The sequence below is a fragment of the Brevibacillus borstelensis genome (assembly GCF_037834415.1).
Classification (GTDB): Bacteria; Bacillota; Bacilli; order Brevibacillales; family Brevibacillaceae; genus Brevibacillus; species Brevibacillus borstelensis_A.
On sequence record NZ_JAUMSJ010000014.1, the window covers coordinates 23,810 to 50,268 of the forward strand.

At 47.3% G+C, this 26,459-nt stretch carries 11 protein-coding genes; 1 reads left to right on the top strand and 10 read right to left on the bottom strand.

Annotation, left to right across the window (positions count from 1 at the left end; all coding sequences use genetic code 11):
- Nucleotides 1–23: 23 nt before the first annotated feature.
- The 7 genes from Q3F21_RS13170 to Q3F21_RS13200 all read right to left on the bottom strand — a co-directional run bounded on the left by Q3F21_RS13170 (nt 24) and on the right by Q3F21_RS13200 (nt 21,814).
- Entirely contained in the window at nt 24–3,881 is a 3,858-nt protein-coding gene (locus Q3F21_RS13170) for a beta-ketoacyl synthase N-terminal-like domain-containing protein (RefSeq protein WP_340253280.1), read from the bottom strand.
- 31 nt (nt 3,882–3,912) lie between these two features.
- Complete coding sequence (locus tag Q3F21_RS13175; RefSeq protein WP_340253283.1) at nt 3,913–7,197, bottom strand: amino acid adenylation domain-containing protein; 3,285 nt, start codon at nt 7,195–7,197, stop codon at nt 3,913–3,915.
- Complete coding sequence (locus Q3F21_RS13180; protein ID WP_340253286.1) at nt 7,178–10,549, bottom strand: amino acid adenylation domain-containing protein; 3,372 nt, start codon at nt 10,547–10,549, stop codon at nt 7,178–7,180. The genes Q3F21_RS13175 and Q3F21_RS13180 overlap by 20 nt, the downstream gene beginning before the upstream one ends.
- Nucleotides 10,550–10,568: 19 nt before the next feature.
- A complete protein-coding gene (locus tag Q3F21_RS13185; RefSeq protein WP_340253289.1) occupies nt 10,569–11,960 on the bottom strand; it encodes a condensation domain-containing protein in 1,392 nt (463 codons plus the stop codon).
- The gene (locus Q3F21_RS13190; protein WP_340253292.1) at nt 11,957–15,238 is read right to left on the bottom strand and encodes an amino acid adenylation domain-containing protein; all 3,282 of its coding nucleotides are present in this window, start codon (nt 15,236–15,238) and stop codon (nt 11,957–11,959) included. Before Q3F21_RS13190 ends, Q3F21_RS13185 begins: the two co-directional genes overlap by 4 nt.
- Nucleotides 15,239–15,277: 39 nt before the next feature.
- A complete protein-coding gene (locus Q3F21_RS13195; RefSeq protein WP_340253295.1) occupies nt 15,278–20,521 on the bottom strand; it encodes an amino acid adenylation domain-containing protein in 5,244 nt (1,747 codons plus the stop codon).
- Between the two features lie 75 nt (nt 20,522–20,596).
- Nucleotides 20,597–21,814 (bottom strand): MDR family MFS transporter, encoded by a 1,218-nt coding sequence (locus tag Q3F21_RS13200; protein ID WP_340253298.1) that lies wholly within the window; start codon nt 21,812–21,814, stop codon nt 20,597–20,599.
- A gap of 1,151 nt (nt 21,815–22,965) precedes the next feature.
- Here Q3F21_RS13200 and Q3F21_RS13205 point away from each other — a divergent pair.
- Complete coding sequence (locus Q3F21_RS13205) at nt 22,966–23,397, top strand: hypothetical protein (RefSeq protein ID WP_340253499.1); 432 nt, start codon at nt 22,966–22,968, stop codon at nt 23,395–23,397.
- A gap of 182 nt (nt 23,398–23,579) precedes the next feature.
- Here Q3F21_RS13205 and deoD read toward each other — a convergent pair whose 3' ends face one another.
- From deoD to Q3F21_RS13220, 3 genes are all read right to left on the bottom strand, one after another.
- Nucleotides 23,580–24,287, bottom strand: a complete 708-nt coding sequence (gene deoD, locus Q3F21_RS13210; protein WP_340253301.1) for a purine-nucleoside phosphorylase — start codon at nt 24,285–24,287, stop codon at nt 23,580–23,582.
- Nucleotides 24,288–24,542: 255 nt separating this feature from the next.
- On the bottom strand, nt 24,543–25,472 hold the full coding sequence (locus tag Q3F21_RS13215; RefSeq protein WP_340253304.1) for an NAD-dependent epimerase/dehydratase family protein: 930 nt from the start codon (nt 25,470–25,472) through the stop codon (nt 24,543–24,545).
- A complete protein-coding gene (locus tag Q3F21_RS13220) occupies nt 25,472–26,455 on the bottom strand; it encodes an NAD-dependent epimerase/dehydratase family protein (RefSeq protein ID WP_340253307.1) in 984 nt (327 codons plus the stop codon). Before Q3F21_RS13220 ends, Q3F21_RS13215 begins: the two co-directional genes overlap by 1 nt.
- Between the last annotated feature and the right edge of the window lie 4 nt (nt 26,456–26,459).

Sequence of the window (26,459 nt, forward strand, 5' to 3'; positions counted from 1 at the left end):
TCAATCAACTCTCTACGATTTCTCTACGATTCCATTTTTTCCAATGCTCTCAGTGCGTCCTCTACCGATAATTCATCCTCTGACAAATTGTCCAGGAGCTCTAATAAATCGTCTTGTTGTGCGGTAGCTTTTACACTCGTATGAATATAGTCGCGCATTGCCTCAAAGGAAGCGTATGTGTACAAGTCAGCAACCTCGAAGGTAATTCCGAAGCGTAGCGAAATAAGACGGATAAGCTTCACAGCACTTAAAGAGGTTCCCCCTAACTGGAAGAACTGCGCCGAAGGATCGATCCGCTCATATCCAAGCACCTCTTGCCACACTTCTGTTAGGATTTTGTCAATATCCGCCAGAGAATAGGCCGTTGGTTTCCGCGTATCCAACCTGACATTCTCTTTGCCTAGCAAGGTCTTCTCCGAAATCTGCGCACTTTGAATTTCTTTTAGGAGCTTTCCTTCAAAATTAATTTTGATAACGGGTAAAACAACATTGAGAACTTCCATATCAAAATCGGAAATGACGACATAATCTAATCGGTGCGTGAGGACATAGGCAAAGCAGGAAATAAAGTCTTCATATTTCAAAGGAGGGATCATCGTTCTCTCAGGCGTTTTTCCAACTCTCTCTCCGGTGTAAATCTCTGTGAGGTTCAAAGTGATCGTTTTGCGTCCTTGTAACTGGCGGTAATCGGCAAAGGAGTCTAAAAACGTATTGACCGACGCGCAATCGCAGTTTTTCGGTCCTGCCATAATCGAAGAAATGGAGGCAAAGTTCATAAAGAAATCTAGCTTCTGATCTGTCGTGTAGTAATCAATGAGGCAACTGCCCAAGATTTTGCTTTGGATGGCATTGTGAAACTCTTCCTCTGTGATTTCATCAATCGTTTTCCCGTAAATTTCTTTTATGGTAAACAGAACGCCATCTATTTTTCCGTACTGCTGCTTTACTTTGTCAATCGCGAAACTCACATCTTTTTCTTTCGTTAAATCAGTAGGGATGTAGAGAGCTTCCGATCCAAGCCTCTCAATTTCTTCGATCCCCTTTAATTGACAATAGAGGCGGCTGTTTTCATCCCCACCCCTCACTATATCCGCCCAACGTTCACGAGGCGGCAAAGGCGTACGATTCAACAGTACAATTCTTATTTTTTCTTGCTTAGCTAAATATTTCGCTACCTCCATGCCCAAAAATCCAGCACCAGCGAACAGATAGACGCCATTCTGCTTTATTGTTCGTTCTGATGGTTCAACCAGCTCCATGTCCAGCCTTTTGAGCAATTGAATGTATCTTTTCGAATGGCGGTAGGCCACGAGCTCGTCACGGTAGCCGCGATCAAGGGAAAGCTCGCTGATGATGCTTTCGAGCATTTGGTCCAGGGTCATCCCGGCCGGGTCCAAATCGATTGAAAAGGTGGCGATATCGGGAAATTCCTGAGAAATCACTTTGTTAAATCCTGCCAATGTGGCCTTGCTGGGGAAAATACGCTCCTCGCTGCCGTCCACCTTGTTCACATAATCGGTAACAACCGTAAATTGAGCGGGTCTTACCCTTGGGTGGGTAAGCAATGTTTTCGAAAGATAAAATGCGCTGTATGCACCTTCGTATTGGGCCTGTGTCAAGCGGCCAAAATGATGCAAAGCTTCTTCCTCACGCTGGAAAGTCCACATGTGCAGTATGCCCGCGAGCTGTCCAGTCATCCTTTCTTCCAATGAAGAGACCAATCGCTGATAGTCATTGATCGAATACGGGTTTAGATGATACTCTTCTTCAGACACTTGTCTAAACGCATCGCCAGGATAAATGACAAGCGCCCGCTGGCCTTCGTGCGCAAATCTTTCAAGCAGCGCTTGGGTGAAAGACCCTTGATGGGCAAAAACAATCCATGCATCGCCCTCGTTCATTGCCGTTTTTTGCGGGAACCCAATCGGGTATTCGGACCAGGTTAAATCGTACAGCAAGGAATTGAGCGGCTTTTCTGCCTTCTCCTTGCTCACCTCCAGCTTTGGCCAACATCTTACATCGTTATAAACAACGGGAGGGAGCGGCACCTTGTGAAATGGTTTTGCCTGATAAAAATATTCCCAATCAATTGGTGAACCTTCCAAATACGCGTCAAGCAAGGCATGAATCTCTTGGGGTTGAATCTTTTTGGGGACATCGACAGGAGCAAGGCCAGGATTTTTCTCCAAATTGCGATAGTAAATCCCTTCCGCACTCAAATTGGGAAAGTGTTCAAATTCGCCGATCGCGCTCACTCTCGAAAGCTTCATCCTCAGCTCGTCAAGCGAAGAGGCGAGAATGGCAATGCGATGCTCGTAATGCTCCCTGCATCTGTTTGCCGTATGTACAATATCGGAAAAAGAAAAGGCGGCATCTTGCACAAATTCCTTGTACCGCTGCGCCAAGCGCAGAACGGAGCGTTTGCTTTTCGCCGACAAAGAAAACATCAGCAAACGGTTTTCTTCCGGCGATGCAGGCTTCTCAATCGGAAACTCTTCCATAATCAGGTGACAATTTGTCCCGCTCATTCCAAAAGAACTAATGCCCGCACGTCTTGGCGTACTGCCGTTTGGCTCCCACGCTTGCAGCCGGTCATTTACGTATACAGGAGAATTGTCGAAATCAATGTAAGGATTCGCCTTGTGAAAATGCAACGATGCCGGCAGCTGTCCATGCCCCAAGCACAGCACGACCTTTACCAAACTGGCAATTCCGGCAGCCGCATCCAAATGACCAATATTCGTTTTTACGGAACCGATTGCTACAAATTGCTTTTTCTTTGTGTATTTTCGATAGGCTTCGGTAAGTCCTTGAATTTCGATGGGATCGCCTAATGGGGTCCCTGTTCCGTGTGCTTCAATATAGCCGATCGTTTCCGGGTCAACCCGCGATTTTTTCCATGCATCTGCGACAACATCTCGTTGTGCCTCAGGATTTGGAGCCGTGATTCCATTTGTTAAGCCGTCATTGTTCACAGCGCTCCCCTTTATGACTGCATAAATAAAGTCGCGGTCCTTTCGCGCATCTTCCAGGCGACGTATGACAATCACCCCAACCCCCTCGCCAAAATTGGTTCCATTTGCGGAAGCATCGAAAGCTTTGCAGCGTCCGTCGTTCGCTTCATGTCCCTTTCGATATTGGTCATCAAGTAGAGGGAACACCCCCACATTTACACCGCCTGCAATAGCTGTATCACATTCGTTGTTTTTCAAAGCTTGACACGCGGCATGGACCGCTACCAGCGAAGAAGAGCATGTTGTATCGATGGTCATGCTCGGTCCGCGTAAATTAAGTAGATAAGAAACCCGGGAGGCAATGATCGAAGGCATATTGCCGATATCCGCCAAAGGGTCGCCATTTTCTAGTAAACGCTTGTAGCGGTTCTCCATGGAATGACCTACAAAAACGCCGGTGCGTGAGCCTTGCAGCTTCTCCTTTGTAAAATTCGCATTTTCCAGCGCCTCCCAGGCGACTTCTAAAAAGAACCGCTGATTGGGGTCCATGGCCTTCGCTTCCGCTGGCGTAATGCTAAAAAAAGCAGGGTCAAATAAATCGATTCTCTCTATATACCCGCCCGGCCGGAATTTTGCCCCTTTCATCGCTTCAAAGTATTCTTGATTGACATGGGTTACATCATCAATCCGGCTTTGCGGATAAGGAGCAATAGAATCTTTTCCTTCCACAAGATTTCTCCAGAATGTATGTACATCCGGGGCACCGGGAAAACGCCCAGCCATTCCCACAATGGCGTATTCATCGCTTGGTTTACCAGGCGGGTTCTCTGCTTCCAGGTTTAATGCTTGTAACAACTCCAAGGCATCCTTTGAACCAAGTTGTTTATTGGCGACCTGTTCCAAAATATAGTTTTTTACCTTTTCCATTCCATTCGCTCCTTTCAAAGCAGCTAACTGCTCAGCTCAGTACGCTCATTTTTTGCTTGGCTGCTTCCAGGTCAATCTGGCCGCTTTCCAGCTTCTTTAAAATGCTTTCCAGATCATCTTGTCTGTCAGCTACTTGCTTCGTTCGAATATAGGAGGCCAGCATCCGGATGGTATGCTGCGCAAATAGATCTGCAACAGTCAATTGAACGGTGAAGTCTTTTTTAAGTGCATTAAACAATCTCAAAATAAGCATGGAATTTCCGCCCAATGCAAAAAAGCTCTCATTCCGCGATATGTTTTCCACTCCCAGGATTTCTCTCCAAATGGCGAGCAGCTTTCTTTCCACTTCATCCTCAAGCAGACCATCAGCAACGTGTAACTCCTGCTGTTCCTTTGGAAAGGGCAGAGCGCGATAGTCAACCTTGGCATTATGAGTAAGCGGCAGGCTGCCCAGAAGGATATAATGGGTCGGGATCATGTAGTCAGGCAATCGTTGACACAAGTACGTGTTCAATTCGTCAAAATGGCGTTCAAACGATGGGACAGAGCTTGTGACATAGGCACAGATCATTTGAACCCCGTTGTCATTCGTATGCACATGCACGGCGGCATTTTTTATATGTGGATATGTCAGGATGACTTTTTCAATCTCGCCGATCTCAACACGGTACCCGCGTACCTTGATCTGGTTATCGTTGCGGCCGATGAATTCAACGACGCCATTTTCATTCCATCTCGCAATGTCGCCTGTTCGGTACATTCGGCTGCCAGGCGAGAATGGATCTTCAAGAAATTTTGCTTTCGTTAATTCCTCCCGCCTGTAATATCCTTTCGCCACTCCCCTTCCGCCAATGTATAATTCTCCAGGCACGCCAATCGGCTGAGGCTGTAGCTGTTCATCAAGAATATAGTAGGTTGTATTCGGCATCGGCTTTCCGATCGGCACCTGGCTTTTGTTCGCATAACGCTCCAGCAATTCGTCCAGACCCGACTCAAAGTAGCTGGAATCTATCGTCGTTTCCGTTGTCCCGTAACTGTTCACAATCCGCATTTTTCCGCCGAATCGCTCAACCAGCTTTTGATAGTCGCGCAAAGCGAGCTGATCCGATCCGAGTATCAACAGCTTCATACTGTCGACTTGCAATTCGCAATCATAAATATAGTCAAACAGCGGAATGAGCAGTGCTGGGGTTGACTCTACGATCGATACCTGATGCTCATGAATCAATTGATAGAGTGCCGGCAGATCCAGCTTTGATGTTTCTGGGCAGATAATCATACGGCCGCCGCTGATGACGGTGCGAACCAAATCTCCGACAAACACGTCAAAGGATGTGCTTGCAATCTGCAGGAGCGACACAGGAAAACGATCCAGCCGATATTCTTTCAGCCAGGCATACCCGGCGTTTAACAAAGACTGATGCCGTACCATGACTCCCTTGGGATTTCCCGTTGATCCGGAGGTATAAATCATATAGGCCACATCTTCCGCTTTCTTTCTTTGCCCCTCTGGCAGACTGGCCGGATAGCGGTTCAATTTCTCCCATTCGTCATCCAGGCAAATCATTTGCGCATGGATGTCCCCCATCTGATTCACCAAATCGCTAGTCGTTACTACAAACGGCGCCGAACTATCGGTCAGCATGTAGTGGAATCTCTCTTTCGGGGAGGCCGGGTCAACGGGCACATACGCCCCGCCCGCTTTCATAATCCCGAAGATGCCGATAAGAAAGTCGATCGATTTTTCCATCGCCACGGCAACCGGCATATTCGAAGCTACGCCTAATTCAAGCAGATAATGAGCCAGCCGGTTTGCTTTTGCATTGAGTTCACCGTATGTAATCGAATTGTCCCGGTCGATCACCGCTATCCTCGATGGGTCACCCGCTGCCCAATACTCCAGCAGTTGATCGATTGTTTGATCTTGGGGAAAAGCGTGCTCTGTTTGATTCCAACGTTTGATTTGCACGAGCTCTTTATCAGTGATGGACGGCAGCTCTTGTATCAAGCGCTCCGGATCGGCAGCCAAACTGGATACCAGCATTTGCAGATGATCCAACAAATGGCCCATGGCATTCGGCGAAAACAAATCCTGCTGATAACTGATGGAAATAGACAAACGATCAAGGTCGGCGGTAGAAACCGTAGCGGTTAATGGATAGTCGGTTTGCTCATGGAAGGATACTTCTTTGATCTCCATATCCCCCACGCTTGACAGGGAAGAGGAAAAAACCGGATAGTTCTCAAAAACGAATATGCTCGCGAATAATGGCTCTCCCTTTTGGCTGCCGCTCCATTCATGAATCTTGGACAGCGGTGTATAATCGAATTCTTGCGCTTCTACAAACTTACGCTGAACTTGCTCAAGAAAAGTATGAATCTTCACTCCCGGGTCTATGTGCATTCTGATCGGCAAGGTATTGATAAACAGCCCAATCATGGACTCAACGCCAGGCAGCGCAGGCGGTCTGCCGGAAACGGCAAGGCCGTATAAAACGTCGTTATCCTGGGAATAGCGTCGCAAAAGCAATGCCCATGCTCCCTGTATGATGGTGCTTACGGTCAGTCCGCTCGAGCGTGCGTATTCTTTTACCTTCGCATAAACCGAATCGGGTATCAGGATGGACTGTTCAGCCATGGCAGGGGCTTTGAGAACATCCCTTCCCCTGCTGCTGAGCCATCTCGCAGAGGACGACGAAAAATTTTGCAGTTCTTTTCGCCAATACGTTTCCGCTTTTTGCAAATCTTGTCGATCCAGCCAGTGAATATATTCTTTGTACGGACAAACCGGCCTTACATTCAGCGCGTCCCGATGATCCTTGTTCCGATAGAGCTGAAACAGCTCATGCAGCAGCAAGGGGAGCGACCAGCCGTCCAAAATGATATGATGATGGGTCCAGATCAAACGATACACGTCATCTTCCATCTGGATGAGCGTAATCCGCATTAAAGGGGCGGTGGCAAAGTCAAATCCAAGGGCAAGATCCTTTGCCAAAAAATCGTTCCATTGCTCTTCCTTCTCCTCGGCCTGTAACGATCGCCAATCCACTATCCGGGGAAAAAAGTCAACGTGACGGTAAACGACCTGAACAGGTTTCTCCAGATCATCCCAAAAGAATCCTGTCCGCAGGATGGGATGTCGATGCATGACCTGGCGCCAGGCTTGCACGAAAAGCTCAACCTCAAGTGTTCCTTCCAGCACGCAGTGAAACTGCTGGATATAGGCATTGGACTCGGGAGACGCAATACTGTGAAAAAGCATTCCTTGCTGCATCGGCGAGAGCTCATAAATATCCTCAAGATTTTCCATTTCCATCCACTGCACCTCCAGCGTTCCGGGAAATTTTTTTAAGCAAGGTATCAAGATCGCGCTGACTTAGTTTCGCTTGCGGGAAATCGGCAGGCACGAATGAACGTTCGCCATTCATGCAATTGGTTTGAATCCAATGGCTGATCGTGTCTTTGCATGCTTCTGCAAGGGACTCGATTGTGGAAGCCCGATACGCCTGATTGCTGTAGGACCAATTCATATGCAGCCGGCTATCCACGACCAGGCAATTCACCTCTAGTTTATAGAGCATCTTTTCATCGTCACTTTTGGAATAAGGAACCTGTTCTTTCACCAGGGTGAGCAGAGCATTGCCGGATTTTTCATCCTTGAACTGTCCCAGGTAATTAAACAAGATGTCCGCCCGGGGAGCTTCCCGGAGCTTTTCCTCTTGTCTGATATAGCGCAGAACTCCATAACCGATACCGCCGATCGGAACTTTTTCCCGCTTGACCTTGACCGAGGCAAGCAGTGATTGAAAATCGTTTTTCTTTGTGCTTTCGAAGTACATCGGAAAAATGCTTGTAAACCAGCCGAGTGTCTTTGACAGGTCCATGTGTGGCGCAAACGGCTCTCTTCCATGGCTCTCCAGATCGATGCGGGCAGGTGCGCCGCCAGTCAACATCTCCAAGGAGGAAACGAGAGCGGCAATCAAAACATCCCATACCTGCCCTTGCTCTTTGCCGGAACGAGCTAACAATTTGCCCGTCTCAACCTCTGAAAGAAGCCTGATGACCGTTTCTTTTGAGCGCTCGGTCATGTCTCCGTGAAAGTCGGTCGCCAGCGGCAGCGCTTTTCTGTCTGCCTGGGACAGCCAATACGGCAAATCCTCCAAACAACGGTCTGTTTCCGCAAAACGCATGAGACCTTCCGCATACTCTTTGTACGAGGTTGTTTTTTTCCCTAACCGAACGCTCTCTCCACGCTCGAAGGCACGCAGCAGTTTTTCCAGATCATGAAGCAGGATTCGCCAGGAAACGCCATCTATGACCAAATGATGGACAATCAACAGGAGACGGCATTTCTCAGGGGGAGCAAGCTGAAAGTATGCTGCTTGCAATAGCGGTCCCTTTTGTATGTCTAACGAGCTTTGCAATCGCTTCGTGATGTCGTTCATCCGCTCTTCGGCTTCCGACGGACGTTTCGCCGAAAGATCGTGGTGATGAAAGAACGTAACGCTATTTCGATGTTTTTGATAGGACAGGTTGATTTGATCCCAACGATTCTCTTCCGGCAAAAAACGCATGCGCAGAGCATCGTGATGCATGATGATTTCATGTAAAGCCTGATTTACATGCTCCGCCTCGACCTCCTGATTCAGCTGCAGCATCACTGCTTGATTCCATTGATTGACGTCAACAAGGGACTGTTCGAAAAAAAATCTCTGTATAGGCGTAAGGGGTACAGCCCCTTCCACTTCCCCTTGATCGATCTCTGGCGCCGTATTACTCTCTATCTGTTTTGCCAATTCATAAACCGTTTTGAGATCAAAGATTTGCTTCAAGGTGATAGGCAGTCCCGCCTCATTCGCCCGGGCCACTACCTGCAGGCTTAGAATGGAGTCTCCTCCCAAATCAAAGAAGCTGTCGTGCACCCCAATCCCATCGATATGCAGAACCTGCGACCATATTTCGGCCAGCTTCCTTTCCGTTTCGGATAAAGGGTGTAGCGACAATTCATTTGGAACATTCGACAGATCAAATGGTGGCTCCGGGAGCAGATTACGATTGACTTTGCCATTTGGGAGCAAGGGAATTTCGTCGATCTGCATCATTTTGGAAGGAATCATAAAGGGAGGCAGATGCTGTTTGAGAAACTGCTTCCATTCTTGCTCGGAAAAATGATCGCCGGACAGGACAACATACGCGACCAGCTTTTCATGCCCATTTTGATCCCGCTTCACGAGAGCAACGGCTTGACGGATAGACGGGTGACCATACAGGACCGCCTCAATTTCCCCTAGCTCTATCCGATTGCCCCGAAGCTTGACCTGATGATCGATTCGCCCGATATAATCAATGGCGCCATTTGGCAAATAACGCGCCAAATCGCCTGTCTTGTATAGGCGGGACCCAGCTTGAAAGGGATTGGGAACAAACTTTTCACGGGTCAGCTCTGGTCGTTTATGATAGCCTTTCGCAAGTCCAATCCCTCCAATATGCAGCTCTCCGGTAACGCCGACGGGGACAGGCTGTAAATACTTATCCAATATATACAGTTGGATATTGGCGATTGGATAGCCAATCGGTACCCGCTGCTGAGGATCGTTTCGAAGACATGACCAGGACGTTACATCCACGGCGGCTTCTGTTGGACCGTATAGGTTATGTAATTGGGTCCGCGAATCGAATGTTTCAAAAAACTTGTCTGCCAGCTCGCTGGGCAGCGCTTCTCCGCTACAGAAGACATGACGCAGGTACTTGCTTAATCCCGGTGCTTTTTCTTCCAAAAAAACCCTGAGCATGGCAGGAACAAAGTGAATGACAGAAATTTGCTTTTCTGCAATAATCTCAGCCAGGTATCTCGTGTCCTTGTGTCCTTCGGGCTTTGCTATAACAAGCTTTGCCCCACACATTAAGGGCCAGAAAAACTCCCACACAGACACATCGAAGCTGAACGGCGTTTTTTGTAAAATACGATCCTCTGCGGTCAAGGGAAAAGCATCCTGCATCCAAAAAATTCGGTTGCAGATCGCCTCATGTGTCACCAAAACCCCTTTTGGTTTTCCTGTTGAACCGGACGTATAGATCATATAGGCGAGGTTTTTCGGCGATACCGGCGGAGCGGTAAAATGGAGGTCTTTTCCGTTTTCCTCCCAAAGAACCTTGTCGAGAAAAATAGCATTCTTGCTCATAAACGGGAAGGAAGCAAGCAAATCTTCATTCCCGAGCATCATGGAAATCTCCGAATCTTCTACCATAAATTTCAGCCGTTCTGCCGGGTAATCCGGATCAAAAGGAACGTAAGCTCCCCCTGCTTTTAGAATCGCGTATATGGCGATGACCATCTCCAGCGATCGTTCCATGCAAACGCCAACGAGCTGATCCGGGCCAACCCCTTTCTCTTGCAAAAGGCTGGCAAGCACGGTCACCCGATCGTACAATTGTTTATACGTGAATGCTGTTTGTTTAAATTCGATCGCAATGCGCTCTGGAGTCAGTAATGCCTGTTTTTCAAAGAGCTGGTGCAAACATTGGTTCAACTCGTACTCTTTTGCCGTATCGTTCCATTCCTGACAGATTTGCTTTCTTTCGCTCGCGGATAGAAGAGGCATTCGATCAATCGCCTGATCCAATGGATTTTCCCCAAAAACAGGAACTGTGCTCTCCCGATTTTTCATGATCATTACCCACCTACTTCTATTGGTTAGTAATATAGTCGACAAGATTTCGCAAGTGACTGGCCATCCGGATGATGGTCTCTTTTTCGAATAAGTCCCGATTGTATTCAAACGTCAGCGTGAAACGACCGTCGCCTGGAACTGCGAACAAAGTAAGATCGAACTTGGACGTGCCGTTCGTGATATCGAGGTGGTCGATCTTTAGCCCGGCAATGTTCAATTTTGGCATCGGCATATTCTGATACGAAAACATGATCCGGAACACATCGTTTTCTGCCTGTTTGTCCAGATTCAACTGCTGTACCATCTGCTCATATGGAAAATCCTGATTCATATATGCCTGCGTAACAGAGGCATGGATTTGCTGAAGCAGGCTGCGAAAGGAAACGCCTTCGCCCGATTTTGTACGTATCGGTAATGTATTTACAAAACACCCAATTAATTCCTCCATTTCCTTTGTATTTCTGTTTGCAATCGGGATTCCAATAACCACGTCCGTTTGGCTCGTATAACGATACAAGAGAATGTTGAACAGGGTAAACAGCACATGAAATAAGGACACATTTTCTTCCTTGGCGATCTGTTCCAGGCTGCTCACAATATGGTTTGGGAGCACCAAATGGTATCGATCTCCCTGAAATGTTTGCTCATTTGTACGTGGATGATCGGTTGGTAAGTCTAATGCAGCAGGCAGCTCCCTTAATTGGCGCTTCCAATATTCCGCTTGCAGCAGGAAAGACTCCTCATCCTTCCTGCAATTCCTCTGCCAAGTGGCGAAATCACCGTATTGAAACGGCAAGGGAGGCAGGCTACCACGTTTTAATAATTGGTTATTCTGATAAATATTGGATAATTCTCGCATGAGAACCCCCATTGACCATCCATCAGCGACAATATGATGAACGACGAGGAGCAATACGTACTTTTGCTGTCCCACCTGATACAGCTTCACCCGAAAAAGCGGTCCACGTTCCAAATCAAAAGCTACTTTTGCGTCATGATGTAATTGACGCAGCAACGTTTCTTCGTTCTCTGCCTGCAGCTCTTGAAGCTGCAGCGAAAATTCCACATCTGCTGAAACGGTTTGATACACCTGTCCTGCCTCTGCGTGAAAAGTAGTTCGCAATATTTCATGCCGGGAAATAACGGTTTTCCATGCACCTTCCAGCAATCCAATGTCCAGTTCCCCTTTTATTGATAAAGCCGCAGAGATGTTATAGACGGTTTTATCGGGAATGAATTGATGAAGAAACCAAATACGCTGTTGCGAAAATGATAGAGGAAACCTCGTCCGTTCCTCTATCGCCGGAATGGAAACCCGATAGCGCATGGATTTTTGGTTTTGCAACAGCGTTAATAGCTGCAATTGTTCATCAGAAAGTGCTTCGATGCGATGCAATAATTGATTCATCCTAGCACCCCTTCTTCCTGAAGTCTCTTTCGTATGTCCTCAGGCGATAGCTGTTCAATGCGGTTCAGCAATTCTGCAAAAGAATGTTCCTGTTCGGTGCTTCCCATTGTTTTCTTCAACTGTGAACATAACTCTTCAATTGTCGGAAAGGTGAACAAGTTTTGAATCGGCATCTCGACATGAAATTCGCTGCGTATGCGAGATACCAATTGCGTAGCCAATAAAGAATGGCCACCTAAATCAAAGAAATTTTGGCGGATGCTTACATGCTTGCATTCAAACAGACCCGCCCATATGTTAGTCATCCTGGCCTCAATCTCATCTCTGGGCATCACGATGTCCACGGGTTCGTCATTTTCCAATGCGGGCAAGGCCAAACGGTTTATCTTGCCTGTAGGTGTCAAGGGAAGCTTGTCAATAAACATGAAAAATGACGGAATCATGAAACCTGGTATCTTCCGGCGTAAAAAGTCGCGCATTTCACTCGTAGTCGGCTTTCGTTCCTCTTTGGATACCAGATAGGCAATCAGGTGTCTCGCTTCCCTTTCCCCTCCGGCTGCGACGACCGCTTCCCGGATATCCGGGTGTGCGGCGATGGCTTCTTCAATTTCTCCCAACTCAATACGAAATCCACGAATTTTTACTTGCGAGTCCTTTCTGCCCATAAAAACGTACTCGTCATGAGGCGTCTTTCTCCCCATATCGCCCGTCTTGTAAATCGTTTTGCCCGAATCCTCGGAGCAAGGCAGAAATACTTGTCTGTTTACCTCTGGCTGATTCAAATACCCCAGGGCATTGCGGGTGCATTTGATGGCAATTTCGCCATAGACGCCGGCTCTCTCGTTGTTCTCATCCAGCAAGAGAACCTCGATCCCTGCTGCCGGTTTTCCAATCGGCAGCGTACCCTTGCGGATTTTCGTCTTTTTATTGATCATGTACTGCATTGCGACCGTGCACTCGCTCGGTCCGTACCCGTTAACGAGAATACATTCGTCTGAGAAATACTCCTTGTATAAAACAGCGTCTCTCTCGCATGCCTCTTCCCCACCCAAAATGACCAGCCGGATGGTAGACAGCAGCCGCTTATCGGGCAATTTGTTCAGGAAATAGCGATAAACCGTAGGTGTCGAATGGTAAATCGTGATTTTGTTTTCGTACAAAAAGTATTCCATATCATCGATTTCCTCTTTGGTATGAAAAGGAAATAATGCTGCTCCGTTTAACAGGGCCCCATACATATCCATAATCCCTGCATCAAAGCTGTATGAGGAAATCAGTGTCAAGCGGTCTTCGGGCTGGATTTGCAAATTTGCAGAGTACGTTTCGATATGTTTCAAAACATTTTCATGGCTTTGCATGATGCCTTTGGGTTTTCCCGTTGATCCCGACGTAAAAAGAATATAGGCTTCCGCTTCTGGCTGCACGGCAACATGTACATTGGCTTTGGGGGCAGAGAAGCTCAGGTCGTCAATCGTTATGATCTTCAAATCTTCCCGCAGCTTCCGGGCAAGTGCCGACAGCTGTCTGCTCGTTACGATTGCCGAAGCATCACATTCCTCAACGATGCAGGACAGACGTTCGAGCGGATAGGTTGGATCCAGCGGTATATAGGTTTTCCCTGCTTTCAATGCTCCCAGGGTTCCAATCACCATGGCAGAGCTGTTGTCAAATAACAAAAATATCCTTTGCTCCTGTGCCGGCACATTTTCAAGAAGACAGTCGGCAACATGGTTCGCTGCATGATGTAGATCACGGTACGTGAGAGAGTCGTTCCTTGTCTTGATAGCGACCCGGTCCGGATGCCGCAATGCTTGCTCTTCAAAAACGGAGTGGATGGTTGCATGGCCCTCCCATCGGGAAGGGGCATCAACCTGGAAAACTTTTTGCGTCCTGGAAGAATGCAAGGGAATATCCGCAACGGGTATGTTTTGCCCCCCTTGACAGACCCATTGGAGAACCTGCAGAAAATGATCCTGTATTTCTTCAATCGTATCTCGTTCAAATAGATCCGTCCGGTATGCAATTTGCCCTTCAAGTCCCTCGGATGTTTCGATAAACGAGAGAGTCAAATCAAATTTTGACGTCCCGTTGTCCACCTCAATCGGAGTGACGGAGAGATTGGGAAGCTCCAAGGGTTGAAGTGGCGCATTTTGCAGAATAAACATGACTTGAAAAACAGGCGTGTAGCCTGGAGTTCGTGCCGGATGGATCGCTTCCACCATTTTTTCAAAAGGGACATCCTGGTTCGAGTAGGCCTCCAAGGTTGTTTGTTTTATCCGGTGCAGCAAGTCAAGGAATGTCACATTTTTGGATAAATCCGTTCGAATGGCAAGCGTATTGATAAAGTAACCAATCAACTCCTCCAGTTCATGGCGATTTCGATTGGCAACTGGCGTTCCCACAATCAGGTCAGTTTGGCCCGAATATCGATAGAGCACAACTTTAAAGGCGGCAAGCATCAACATAAATAAAGTGACCTCTTCTCGATAACACAAAGACGAGAGTTCCTTTTGGAATGACTTCGGAACCGTAAAAAAAGAAGCGGCACCTGCCTCACTTGGAATTGGCGAACGAGCAAAATCGGTCGGGAGCTGTAAAACGGGAAGTTCACCAGCCAATTTTTGTTTCCAATAATCAATTTGAGCTTGGATAGAGCTGCTTTCCAACAACTCTCTTTGCCATTCCGAAAAATCAGCATACTGAATGGGCAGCTCCCGTAATGGTGATGGGCAATTGTTTGAAAAAGCCTGGTATAACAATGTTATCTCTTTCATCAGGTTCCCCATGGACCATCCATCCGAAATAATATGATGCATGGTTAGAGACAAAATGTGCTCATTTTTCCCGATATTCAAAAGGTGAAAGCGCAGCAAGGGTCCCGTAACCAGATTGAATGGCCGTTGTGCCTCTTGCCGCATCCATTCATATGCTTTTTGTTCCCGTTCTTGCTCATGAAAGCCGGTAAAGGAAATAAGCGGGATCGGCAGATGCAAAGCCGGGGAAATGATCTGTACGGGAAGCTCATCGTTTTCTGTAAACGTCGTTCTTAGCGTTTCGTGACGGCGGATGACTTCGTCAATGCTTTTTTGCAAAACCTCAATTTCCAGGGGTCCTCCCAGTTTGACCGCTTTGAAAATATTGTAGCTTGCCGCGTCAGGGTCCATCTTGTACCGAAGCCATAAGCTTTGCTGAGCGAACGAAGCGGGAAAGACGTAGATTTCTTCTGGAGACTGCACTCCTGTATTATGCTCTGTCCGATCATTATGGTAATAACTCATACTTCATCCCCTTCATTTTGTTACTTTTCATGACTGCATTTACCGTTCATGAGCAGATGCGCGATATTTTTCGCGATTGCGCCGGGCAATGGCGGGAAGTGTGCCTGAGGGCTTGGCGTTTTCCGAGTGACTTTGTATTTTTTCAGCTAAAAACGCGATCGTCGGGTCCGAAAAGAAATCGATTAAACGCAGTTCAACCCCCCATGTCCCTCTTACACGCGACAGGAGCTGCGTCGCTTGCAGCGAATTCCCGCCCAGATGGAAGAATTGATTGCGGGTTCCTACTTTTTCGAGCTTCAGTAAATCTGCCCACATCTTTGCCAATGTCTCTTCCACTTCACTGTTGGGCGCACAATATTCTTCCGTCTGCATCAACATCCTTCTCGTTGGAGCGGGCAACGCTTTTCGATCAATCTTTCCGTTCGGTGTCAAGGGAAACGATTTTAACGGGATATACACAGACGGAACCATGTAATGCGGCAGTTTTTGTTTTACAAATGCGGTAATTTCACTCGCATCGAACTCTGACTTACAAGTCACATAAGCAACCAAATGTTGATAATCCTGTTCATCCCGATGTACAGTGACCAATGCTTTTTCAATACTTGGATGGCTGTTTACGATTCCTTCAATCTCTTGTAGTTCGATCCTCTGCCCGCTAATTTTTACCTGAAAATCCATCCGCCCAAGAAACTCGAGGTTTCCGTTCGCATGGTAACGAACCAAATCCCCCGTCTTGTATATGGTTTCATGAGCTGACGAGAATGGATTTTTGACAAACCTCTCCCGTGTCAGACGAGCCAGGTTTATATATCCGGTTGTTAAGCCGTCCCCACCAATATACAGTTCCCCCGGAATACCGATTGGTACAGGCTGCATGTGCCGATCCAGTACATAAAAGGTCGTATTGCTGATCGGACGGCCGATGGTGATCGGTTCATTTCCGCTCTTGTCGAGCAGCGCATAGCTTGAATAGGTCGTATCTTCTGAAGGACCGTACAGATTCCATATTTTTCCGATCGACGGGATTTTCGACAATTCGTGAACGAGTGTCGGAGGTACAGGCTCGCCGGCAAGATTGATAATACGGACATGATTAGGCAGCTTTTCCATGCGCAACAACTCTGTCATCACTGATGGAACCGTATTGATCAACGTAACCTCTGCTGCCGCAGGTAAATGAAAAAGCTGCAGTGCATGATCCGCAAGAATCACTTTTCCACCACGCATGAGTGTTACAAAAATCTCAAACACCGAAATATCAAAGCAAATCGATGTGGAAGCCAACACCCCGTTCAGGTCTGCATCCGAATAAACCGTTTTACTCCAGCTCATCAAAGCCCCCACACTTCGATGCTTAATGGGAACCCCTTTTGGTTTGCCTGTTGAACCGGATGTGTAAATGAGGTAAGCTGGCTGCTCTGAATTGACAACAGGATTCGGTTCATCCACATTGGAAGCTTGAGACCAATCCATGTCATCGATAAAGAAACGGTTCTCCACACGCACCAGAGCTTTCCATTTTTTCTGTGTGATCAGCAGGGACGCTTGCGCATCCTGCATGATAAACAAGAGGCGATCATTCGGATAAGCCGGATCAAGCGGAACATAAGAAGCGCCAGCTTTTAAGATTCCCAGCATCCCGATGAGCAGGTCAGCGGAACGTTCCATGCAAATGCCAACTCTTGTTCCGATCCTCACTCCCGCTTTCCGTAAATGCTGCGCCACCAGATTTGCTCTGTTGTTTACATCGAAATAGGTTAGAATCGTATTTCCGTCAATTAGCGCTGTTGCTTGTGGCTTTACCTCTGCCTGCTCCTCGATATACTGATGGATGCACTTTTCCCGAGGGTAATCCTGTTTGGTCTGATTCCACTCCACCAGCAGTTTTTGTTTCTCGTCGCATGGCAAGAGAGTAAGGACATCCAGCTGTTCCTCAGGATTCTCCAAAATACTTTCTAACAAGGTGAGATAATGCCGGGCCATCCGATTGATTGTTTCATATTGATAGAGAGCCGGGTTAAATTTAAAGCTCGCTACAAACGAATCCCCACCCTCTATCACTTCAAGCACGAGATCGAATTGCAGCGATTGTTGCGGGATAAAACGAGGCGTGACCGAGAGTCCGCCGAACCGAGTTAATGTCGCGTTCTCATGCGGCCCGGATAAAAACGTTATGTCAGGGAACAGATGACTTTTCAGGAAGACAAACATTGTCTGAAAAACAGGATGAACATGGACAGATCGTTCCACTTGCAGACGATCGACGAGTAACGAAAACGGGTAATTTTGATGGCTCATCCCATCAAGCGTAACCGCTCGAACTTGTTCCAAAAATTGCGCGTATGTCAGACTTCCTGTTATTTTTGTGCGGAGTGCGATGGGGTTGACAAAATAACCAACCGTGTCCAGAAATTCTTTTTGGCTGCGGCCGGCTGTTGGCGAACCAACGATCATATCCTCTGCTCCCGTATAACGAAACAACAGGATTTTGTACAAGGATAACAAGAGAATATAATTCGTGACATCTTTGCTTGCCGCAAATGCTTTCAATTTTTGGGCTAGGGCTGTTGGCAGCTCAATGGTCACAACGTTTGTCTTTGCGGCAGCCCTGTCACCGATCACGCGGTCTTGTGGAAGTTTTAAAACAGGGAGCGGTCCTTCGAGTTGCTTACTCCAGTACTTCCATAACCTGTCCCCTTCCTCCCCTTGGATCATTTCCGCTTGCCATTTGCAAAAATCGGGATATTGCATGTTCGAAAGAGCGACCGCCGGGATTTTTCCGTTCGATACCTGCTCATAATAATCTCTCAGCTCGGACATGAAGACGGAAATCGACCACAAGTCGGTAATGATGTGATGAAAAACAAACAGGAGTACATATTCAGTGGGTGTTTTCTCAAAAAGATAGATGTGGCATAAGGGATCGCGCAGCAAATCAAAAGGGGTATGCACCAAGCTCTCAAGCTCTTGTTGAAGCGCTTTTTCGCTCATTCCGCTTGCATCTCGATAATGGAATTGCGAAGCTTGCATATCCCTGTCCCCAAACCGCTGCATCGGCTCTGATTCAATCTCTACAAAGGTCGCGGTCAGGACAGGATGGCGTTCAAAAATAAGGTCAATGCTTTTTTTCAAGGCCGCAACATTCAATGTCGAATGAATGTTCAACGCATAATGAACGTTATATGCCGTATCCGCTTCTTTCAAATGTTGCATGACCCACATTGATTTTTGACCGTATGAGAGGAGACTATGCGTTTCCTTCTCGTGTACGCTCTCGTACCGGAAGGATTCCTGTTGCAGCTGTGTTCGGAACTCACTCTTTTCCAGGATGGCTTCCGCCAATTGTTCTATCGTAGTCTCTTGGAGTAAGCTCGCTTCTGAAATCTCGTATTTGGTCTCTTTCTGGATGATATGTTTTAATTCAATGGCAGCTAATGAGTCGACTCCCAGCGACACAAACGATTGGCCGTAATCTTTTGGCGTAACAGGTACTTTCACGATTGTTGATGTCGCATCTGCCAGGAAAGCGACGATTTTCTTTTTCGTTTCATTCGCCTCCGCATGCTCGAAAGGGATTTCCTCTGTATCCGCCGGCTTGTTGATCTGATGAACGCAGTGTTCTGCGCCAATGGTTTTCAGGTTGTTTTCAAGGTATAGATCTCGACATAAAAAACGCTGAACCTTTCCGCTCGTTGTTTTGGGAATGCTCCCCGGATATACAAACACGACGTCGGAAACGTGCAATTCATGCCGGGTTCCGACTGCTTTACGAACGATCCGCGCACATTCTTCTTTGTTGACATCCTTTCTCGCTCCACGCTTGATTTCTTGCACGATGACTACCTTTTCCTCGCCCTCGGATAAAACGGAAAAAGCGGCGCAAGCGGAAGGCTGAAAAGCTTTATGACTTTTCTCGACTGTATTTTCGATATCGTGCGGATAGTAGTTTCTCCCACGGATAATGATTAAATCTTTAATCCTTCCGGTAATAAACAATTCATCGTTTTCCAGGAACCCCACATCGCCGGTTCGTAAAAATGGACCTTCATTTGTATCGGAAATATACGCGTGAAACGTTTTTTGCGTTTCTTCGGTTTTCTCCCAATATCCCTTTGTCACACTTGGCCCCGATACCCAAATTTCGCCCTCCTCCCCTGGACTGCATTCCAACAGCGAATCGGGATTCACAATTTTAACTGTATCCTGACCGATTGCCCGGCCGCAGCTCACTCGATTGCTTTCTTTCCTGTTGGAGTCGGGAAGGCGATGTGTCGGCCCACCCGACACAAACAAGGTAGACTCGGCTAAGCCATAGCATGGAAAAAATGAGGCTTCTTGAAAACCGCAAACGGAAAATTTCTGCGAGAATTTCTTGAGTGTGTCAGCGCGTATCGGCTCTGCTCCATTGAAAGCGACTTTCCATGAGCTTAAATGCAACTGGTTTATCTGCTCATCCGTAATCTTGTCAATACATAGTTCATATGAAAAATTCGGTCCACCACTGGTTGTCGCTTTGTAGTCTGAAATCCCCTTTAACCATAAAAACGGATTTTGGATAAATTCCATTGGCGACATCAGAACACATGTCGCACCGGAATAAAGCGGCTGCAGGATGTTTCCAATCAAGCCCATATCATGATAGAAAGGCAACCATCCAAAAATAATCGAGTCAGAATCTTGTTGAAACGCATGCTGGATCGTCCGCTCATTTTGCATCAGATTGTGATGGTTAACTATGACTCCTTTTGGTGTTCCTGTTGAGCCGGAAGTATATTGTAGGAATGCAATCATCTCTTGGTCCGGAAAATAGTCATGATCTTGTTCGGTTCCGTCAGGACTGATGTTCTCAATCGCTATCCAGTGTCGGTTAGTGAAAAAATCATTTTGGCGGCTTGACGTTTGTTCATAGACTTTGGCTGTTGTCAACATCACTTGGGGCTGAGCATCCTCAATAATCGATTGGAGTTGGCCCACGTGTCGGTTCGCTTTAACCGGATAAGCAGGTACAGCGATTACTCCGGTATACAAACAGCCGATAAAGGCTTTTATGAAATCCAATCCAGGTTGAAACAATAGTAAGGCACGCATACCTGGCCTAATACCTGATTCTTTCAATCGCTTGGCAATTGCCCTGCCGTATTTATCCAATTGATGATAGGTCAGGCTGGTTTCATTCCTGAGGTTGTTTTCCAGAAATGTGAAAGCGCGTTTGTCCGGCTGAAGTTTCGCATATGCTTGAATGACTTCAACCATGGTAGAACTGTTCTTATGATTTTGCATGGTACTCCCCCCACCATTCTTCGTTTCACTTTTAAAAATCGACGATCTTCGCCCAAAAGGATAAGAAGTAGCGGATCAGCATTCCTCCTTTGGGCTCAGTTTTGCCGTGGAGTCTCTGAGCCGTTCCATCATAGCGGAAAGGAACAATCCCGCCACTATCAGTAATAAGGCAAAGAAAACATACATGACCCTGCCGCTAAAGGCGGTAAGCAACACACCTCCAAGGAAGGGGCCAAGCGCTTCCGAAACCCTCCAATGAAGACCGAAGATCGAAAAATACCGGCCTCTCATATCTTCGGGAGCATAGATGGAAATAAATTTGTCGAGATGAATATTGTAGAGCGTGCTTCCCACTACAGAAATGACACGTACTGCAACCAGAACGCCATAATGGATGAAAAAAGCGTAACCGAGTGCTGCAGAAGCTACGATCATATACCCGAAAAGAATCACACGGCTTGCGCGCCGCTTTTCTACAATTGCGGCAATCCAAATCTGCAGGGTAGCTGAAGCAATTGAACCAAGAGATAAGAGAGAGGAATACATCCATTCATAGTTTTCTGGTGCTCGCTCTTTTAAATAGAGTGGAAATGTAGACCAGTCCTGAGTGGCAAACAGAGAAGTAGGAATGGCTAGGAGAGTAATCAAAAGCAGATGCTTGTGTTTGCTTACAGATATTTTGTAAACATTCGCTCTTTTATTATTTTTTGCATGTTCAGTTGATTTCGGAAGCGTTTCGGGAATTTTCCACCAAACGAGAACGAGATAAAGTAAAGAGACACAGACGAAAAATAAGAACACAAAGCTTGGATTTGCTTTAAAGGTAAATAATCCAACCATAGGACCCACGGCAATCCCGCAGGAAGCCGCAGTTCCAAGCATTGCGTACACCTTGGCTCGCTTTTCAACAGGTACACTATCCGCGATCTGCGCATCTGCAGCCGGGAAAAAAATATAGCTTCCTGCTCCCAAGATCACAATAAACACAGCAAATACCCAGAGTGAATCAGCAAAAATAAACCCGGTTAAGCATATCGCTTGTACGGCTAGTGATACCATCATCGTTCGCTTTCGACCAATTCGATCCGACAGTCCTCCTAAAAACAAGTTAATGAAGAAGCCGGCAATGGACTCTAGCCCAATAACGGCTGTAATGACTGTAACAGGGGAGTTGAATTTTTCAGTCATATACAACACCAAAAACGGATACATCATGAATTGCGCAACCTTTGTTAAAAACGTTCCGAATACACGGACCCATATGGCTGCGTCGAATTGTAACAAACCCTGCATCAAATGCACCTCTCAAATAAGAAACCAAATTGAGCGTGATTTTGACATCCAGTTGCTCCTCCCCTGTACCGTTTCCCTCTGCCGGGTAACTCCAATGGGATAAGTTGCACCTCGGGTGGCATATAGATTCTCCAACTCATATAAACAGATGAACCTCCCCCTGCAAAAGGAAGAGTAATATGTATCGTATTACCCATGTTTACCTCCTACTATCGAAAAAAAGAACAAAATTATTTCCGAACAGTTGAGCCATCACTTATCGAGATTTTGAAGATTTATCCGCACATGTTTTCTTCTGTTTAAATTAAATAAATTGTAATTATTAGAAATATTTAGCATAAACTTAAACAAAAAAAATCAGGTACTACCTTTCTTCATTATTTCCGTTTTCAAAAACTCACCGATTTTTCAAAGGCCGCTACTTTTACAATTGCTGAATGTTCATCACTTCAATGATTCATCAGCGCAAGTCGTTTAGACATTGCAAAAAACGTAGATCATCCTCTTTGGTGGGAATTGTCAAGACAACCATACTTAGAAGGAAATCTACGTTGTCTAGTGATTTTACCACAGAAATTGACAGCCCTCCATCTTTCGCACCAGGACAAAAAGCGGTTTACCGACTCAATTTGCGAGTCAAGCTTCCTTTTTATCCTGACTTACAATAATTGCCGACTGAAAGCCCACGGTTTTCATCGTGGGATGAAAGACGGCTTTGCCCGAACATCCCTTCATGGGATGGGCAGGGCAAACCTGATTTGGTATAATCAGGATATGCTCTTTGAGCCGTCAAGTAAAAGACGTTAAAACAATCACCGCTCTTTGAAAACAGCATACATATGGGGGTGCTCAAGCGAATCTTCTTGAGCGTAAAATGTATGAAGTCGTCAAGAACAAGACGCTAAAACATTTGTAAGAGCAAACCTGTGGCAGATGGTAACAGTCTGCCAGCCTACGGAGCTATATGCTCTGCCGTGGGACGGGCTGATGAGACAGCCCTGAACTTGGGGGAACTACGGATAGCAGAAATGCACTTCCGACTACCACCCAAGAATCCCACTGATACCGAGGGTGTCAGCTTGCGGCTTTAGCCGTGGGAGTCTCAAATCGGGTACGATATCTTTCATGGTAACTTGCGCTTCCCTCTTTCCTTGCTCAGCGCATTTTTAGGTGCCACTGCCGGTATCACGATCAGTTATTTCATCGGAAACAAGCTGGGCCTCCCTTTTTTCAAAAAAGTCGAACCCGAGCTACATATAGCGGACCAGAAAATTGAACGTACAGACCGCTTGTTTCAAACGTTTGGGCCATATCTGCTCCTTTTCGGATACTTCATTCCCGGCGTCAGAACATTTAACGGCTTGCCTTGCCGGGATGTCGCGCATGGACTTTCCCCGATTTGCCCTCTATGCATACTGCGGCGCGTTTCTGTGGAGTCTCACGTTTCTGTTATTGGGCTTTTTTCTCGGAGAAAAGTGGTATATTGTCGTAGCATACATCCACCGGTACGGCCTTTACGCCCTTCTTCTTTTGGCATTGACCACGGCAATAGCAGTCATCTTGTCAAAATTCAAACGGGTTAAGCGAAACTAATCAGATGAGGGCTGGGGAAAAGCCCTCTTCTATGTAATAAAAGAGGCCCGGCTAAAAGATCCGCTGCAAGCAAAAAAGCCCCAGCGTTTTCGCCGCAGGCTTTGAAATAAGCTTATCCTCTGCGTTCTTGCCGATGCCGAGGTGTTTTGCTTTGAGTCATCGGGAACTTTCCTTATTGCTTGGTAGCCGCTTCCAACGCGACTTCGATCATTGTATGAAATGTCGTTTGACGCTCATCTGCGGAAGTAGCCTCTCCGGTCAAGATATGGTCGCTTACCGTCAGGATGGAAAGCGCCTTGCGCTTGAATTGTGCAGCCAACGTATACAGAGCCGTTGTCTCCATTTCCACTGCCAGGACTTGATAACTCGCCAGTTTTTTGTACAAATCGAGGCTTTCCTGATAAAACGTGTCGCTCGTAAACACATTTCCCACTTTTACCGACAGGTTGCGGCCTACTGCAGCCTGGTACGCTTTGTGCAGCAATTCGAAATTTGCGGTAGGAGCAAAATCGATTTGGTTGAATCGCAGACGATTGACTTGGGAGTCTGTCGAAGAAGACATGGCGATGATGACGTCACGTACCTTGATATCTTCTTGAATGGCGCCGCACGTACCGACGCGGATCAGGTTTTGTACGCCGTACTCCGCCATCAGTTCGTGAATGTAGATCGAGATCGATGGCACGCCCATGCCTGTCCCCTGCACGGATACCCGTTGTCCTTTGTAAGTCCCGGTGAAGCCGAGCATGTTGCGTACGTTGTTGTAGCAAACCGCACCTTCCAAAAAATTCTCCGCTATGTATTTGGCTCGCAGGGGATCGCCCGGCAACAAAATCGTTTCTGCAATGTCGTTAGGTTTTGCTCCAATGTGGACGCTCATGTAATCTGCCCCTTTTCTATGTACATATTTTCCTTCTAGGCTATCGTACTATAAAAGGAAAGAAAAGAAAAATGAAAAACAGAGCTTGGAGAAGCCTGATTTCATCCTTGCATAATGAAAAAAGCCAAGCCCTGTTTTTTCTTTTTTCATCTTAAACGACCCGCCCGGTCCCGCTTTCTTTCCTAGCTGACAGCTTCTATAGAACCGACAATCGTGATTATTTGCACGTGCCGTAAAGAGAGGAGGCACGCGCCATTATCCTCCTGCTTCTCCTCCGTTGGAAAAAAACGAGACCGTTTCTTCGAGTCCCTTGCGCAACGTCGTAACAGGGTCCCAGCCCAAAAACTCTTTTGCCTTTGTGTTGTCCAGACAGCTATGTCGAATATCGCCACTCCGCTCCGCCTGGTAGCTGATCTCTCCCCTGTTTCCTGTCTCGATCTGCAGCAGCTCGCAAAGTCTTTGGACCGTTGTCGTTGTACCCGTACTAATATTGCAAATGGTTCCCAAGCCAGACGACAACGCCCGTACATTTGCTTCCGCCACATCTTTGACGAAGACAAAATCGCGCGTCTGTTTGCCGTCTCCAAAGATAACCGGTGTTTCCCCTGCCAAAAGCTGTCGTGTAAAGATCGAAACGACACCGCCCTCCCCTTTGACGCCTTGGCGAGGGCCGTACACATTGGAATAGCGCAGCACGCTTGCCTCGATCTCGTAAATCCGGGAATACCAGTCCAGATACCACTCGCCGAGACACTTGGAAGCGCCGTATAAGGAAATCGGCCGGATGGGATGGGTCTCGGTGATCTTTTCTTCCGACGTCTCCCCATAAACAGCGCAGGAAGAGGCAAACACGATTTTCCACGCACCGCATTTGACAGCCGCATCCACGACATTCAATGTGCCCATGACATTGACCGTACCGTCGGTGAGCGGTTCGGACATAGACTTCGCGACGTCCACCTGTGCAGCCTGATGAATGATGGCTTCCGGCCGAATTGACCGGAAAAGGTCGGTGAGATCATGCGCGCGGATATCCTTCTCGATCAGCTGCACATCACGGGAAAGACGGGAGTGGTCCCCTGTCGAGAGGTTATCCACGACCGTCACCTCATCCCCGCGCTCCACGAGCAATTCGACGATATGCGAACCGATGAACCCCGCTCCTCCCGTCACCAATACGCGCATCAGGAGTCGCTCCCCGCTGCCTGCAGATTCTCCCTGTACCAGTCTATCGTCAACTTCAGTCCCTCGGTCAAAGAAACCTGCGGGCTGTAGTCCAGCACCTCTTTGGCTCGCTGCAAATCAGGCTGCCTTCTTTGCATGTCCTCGTACCCGGGGCCGTAGGCTTCTTCATACGAAAGCTTGATGATCGGTGACGTCGAATTGGCCAGCTGAACGATCAATTTGGCGGTTTCCATGATCGTCATCGGCATGTCATTGCCGATATTGATGACGAGTCCATCCGCGTTTGGCTGTAAAGCCCGGAAGGTTCCCTCGACTGTATCCTGCACGTAGGTGAAGCAGCGGGTCTGCTCACCTGTACCATAAACAGAGAGCGGTTCTCCCTTGATAGCGGCGGTAACAAACCGAGGAATTACCCCGCCGTACGCGGAAGAGGTCGCTCTTGGTCCGTACGTGTTGAAGTACCGCAAAATCGTAACCGGCAGGCCCATCGAAGCGTAAGCCAGGCAAAGATGTTCATCCAGAGCCTTGGCTGTAGAATAACACCAGCGATGCGTTGCGGTAGAGCCGAGTATGCGATCATCGTCTTCGCCGAAAGGAATCGCTGTATTCTTCCCGTAGACCTCGGATGTAGAAGCAAAAATCACTTTTTTCTGATCAGGGAAGGCTGCTTCCAAAACAAGCTTTGTGCCGTCAATGTTTCCTTCGATCACCTTCAACGGATTCTCGACTGTATTTTTGACCCCCAGCACCGCGGCCAAATGATAGATCGCATCCACTTTTTTGATTAGCTCCTGCAACAGTTCCCGATCCAGAACACTCCCTTGCACAAAGTGCATCAGTGGATGTGCTTGTAAGGGAGACACAAAGTCCCGCTTGCCGGTCGACAGGTCATCCAGCGCCCACACTTCGTGCTGTTCGCGTAACAAGCGCTCTATTAGATGGGAGCCGATAAATCCGGCCCCCCCCGTCACCAGAATTTTCACGCTG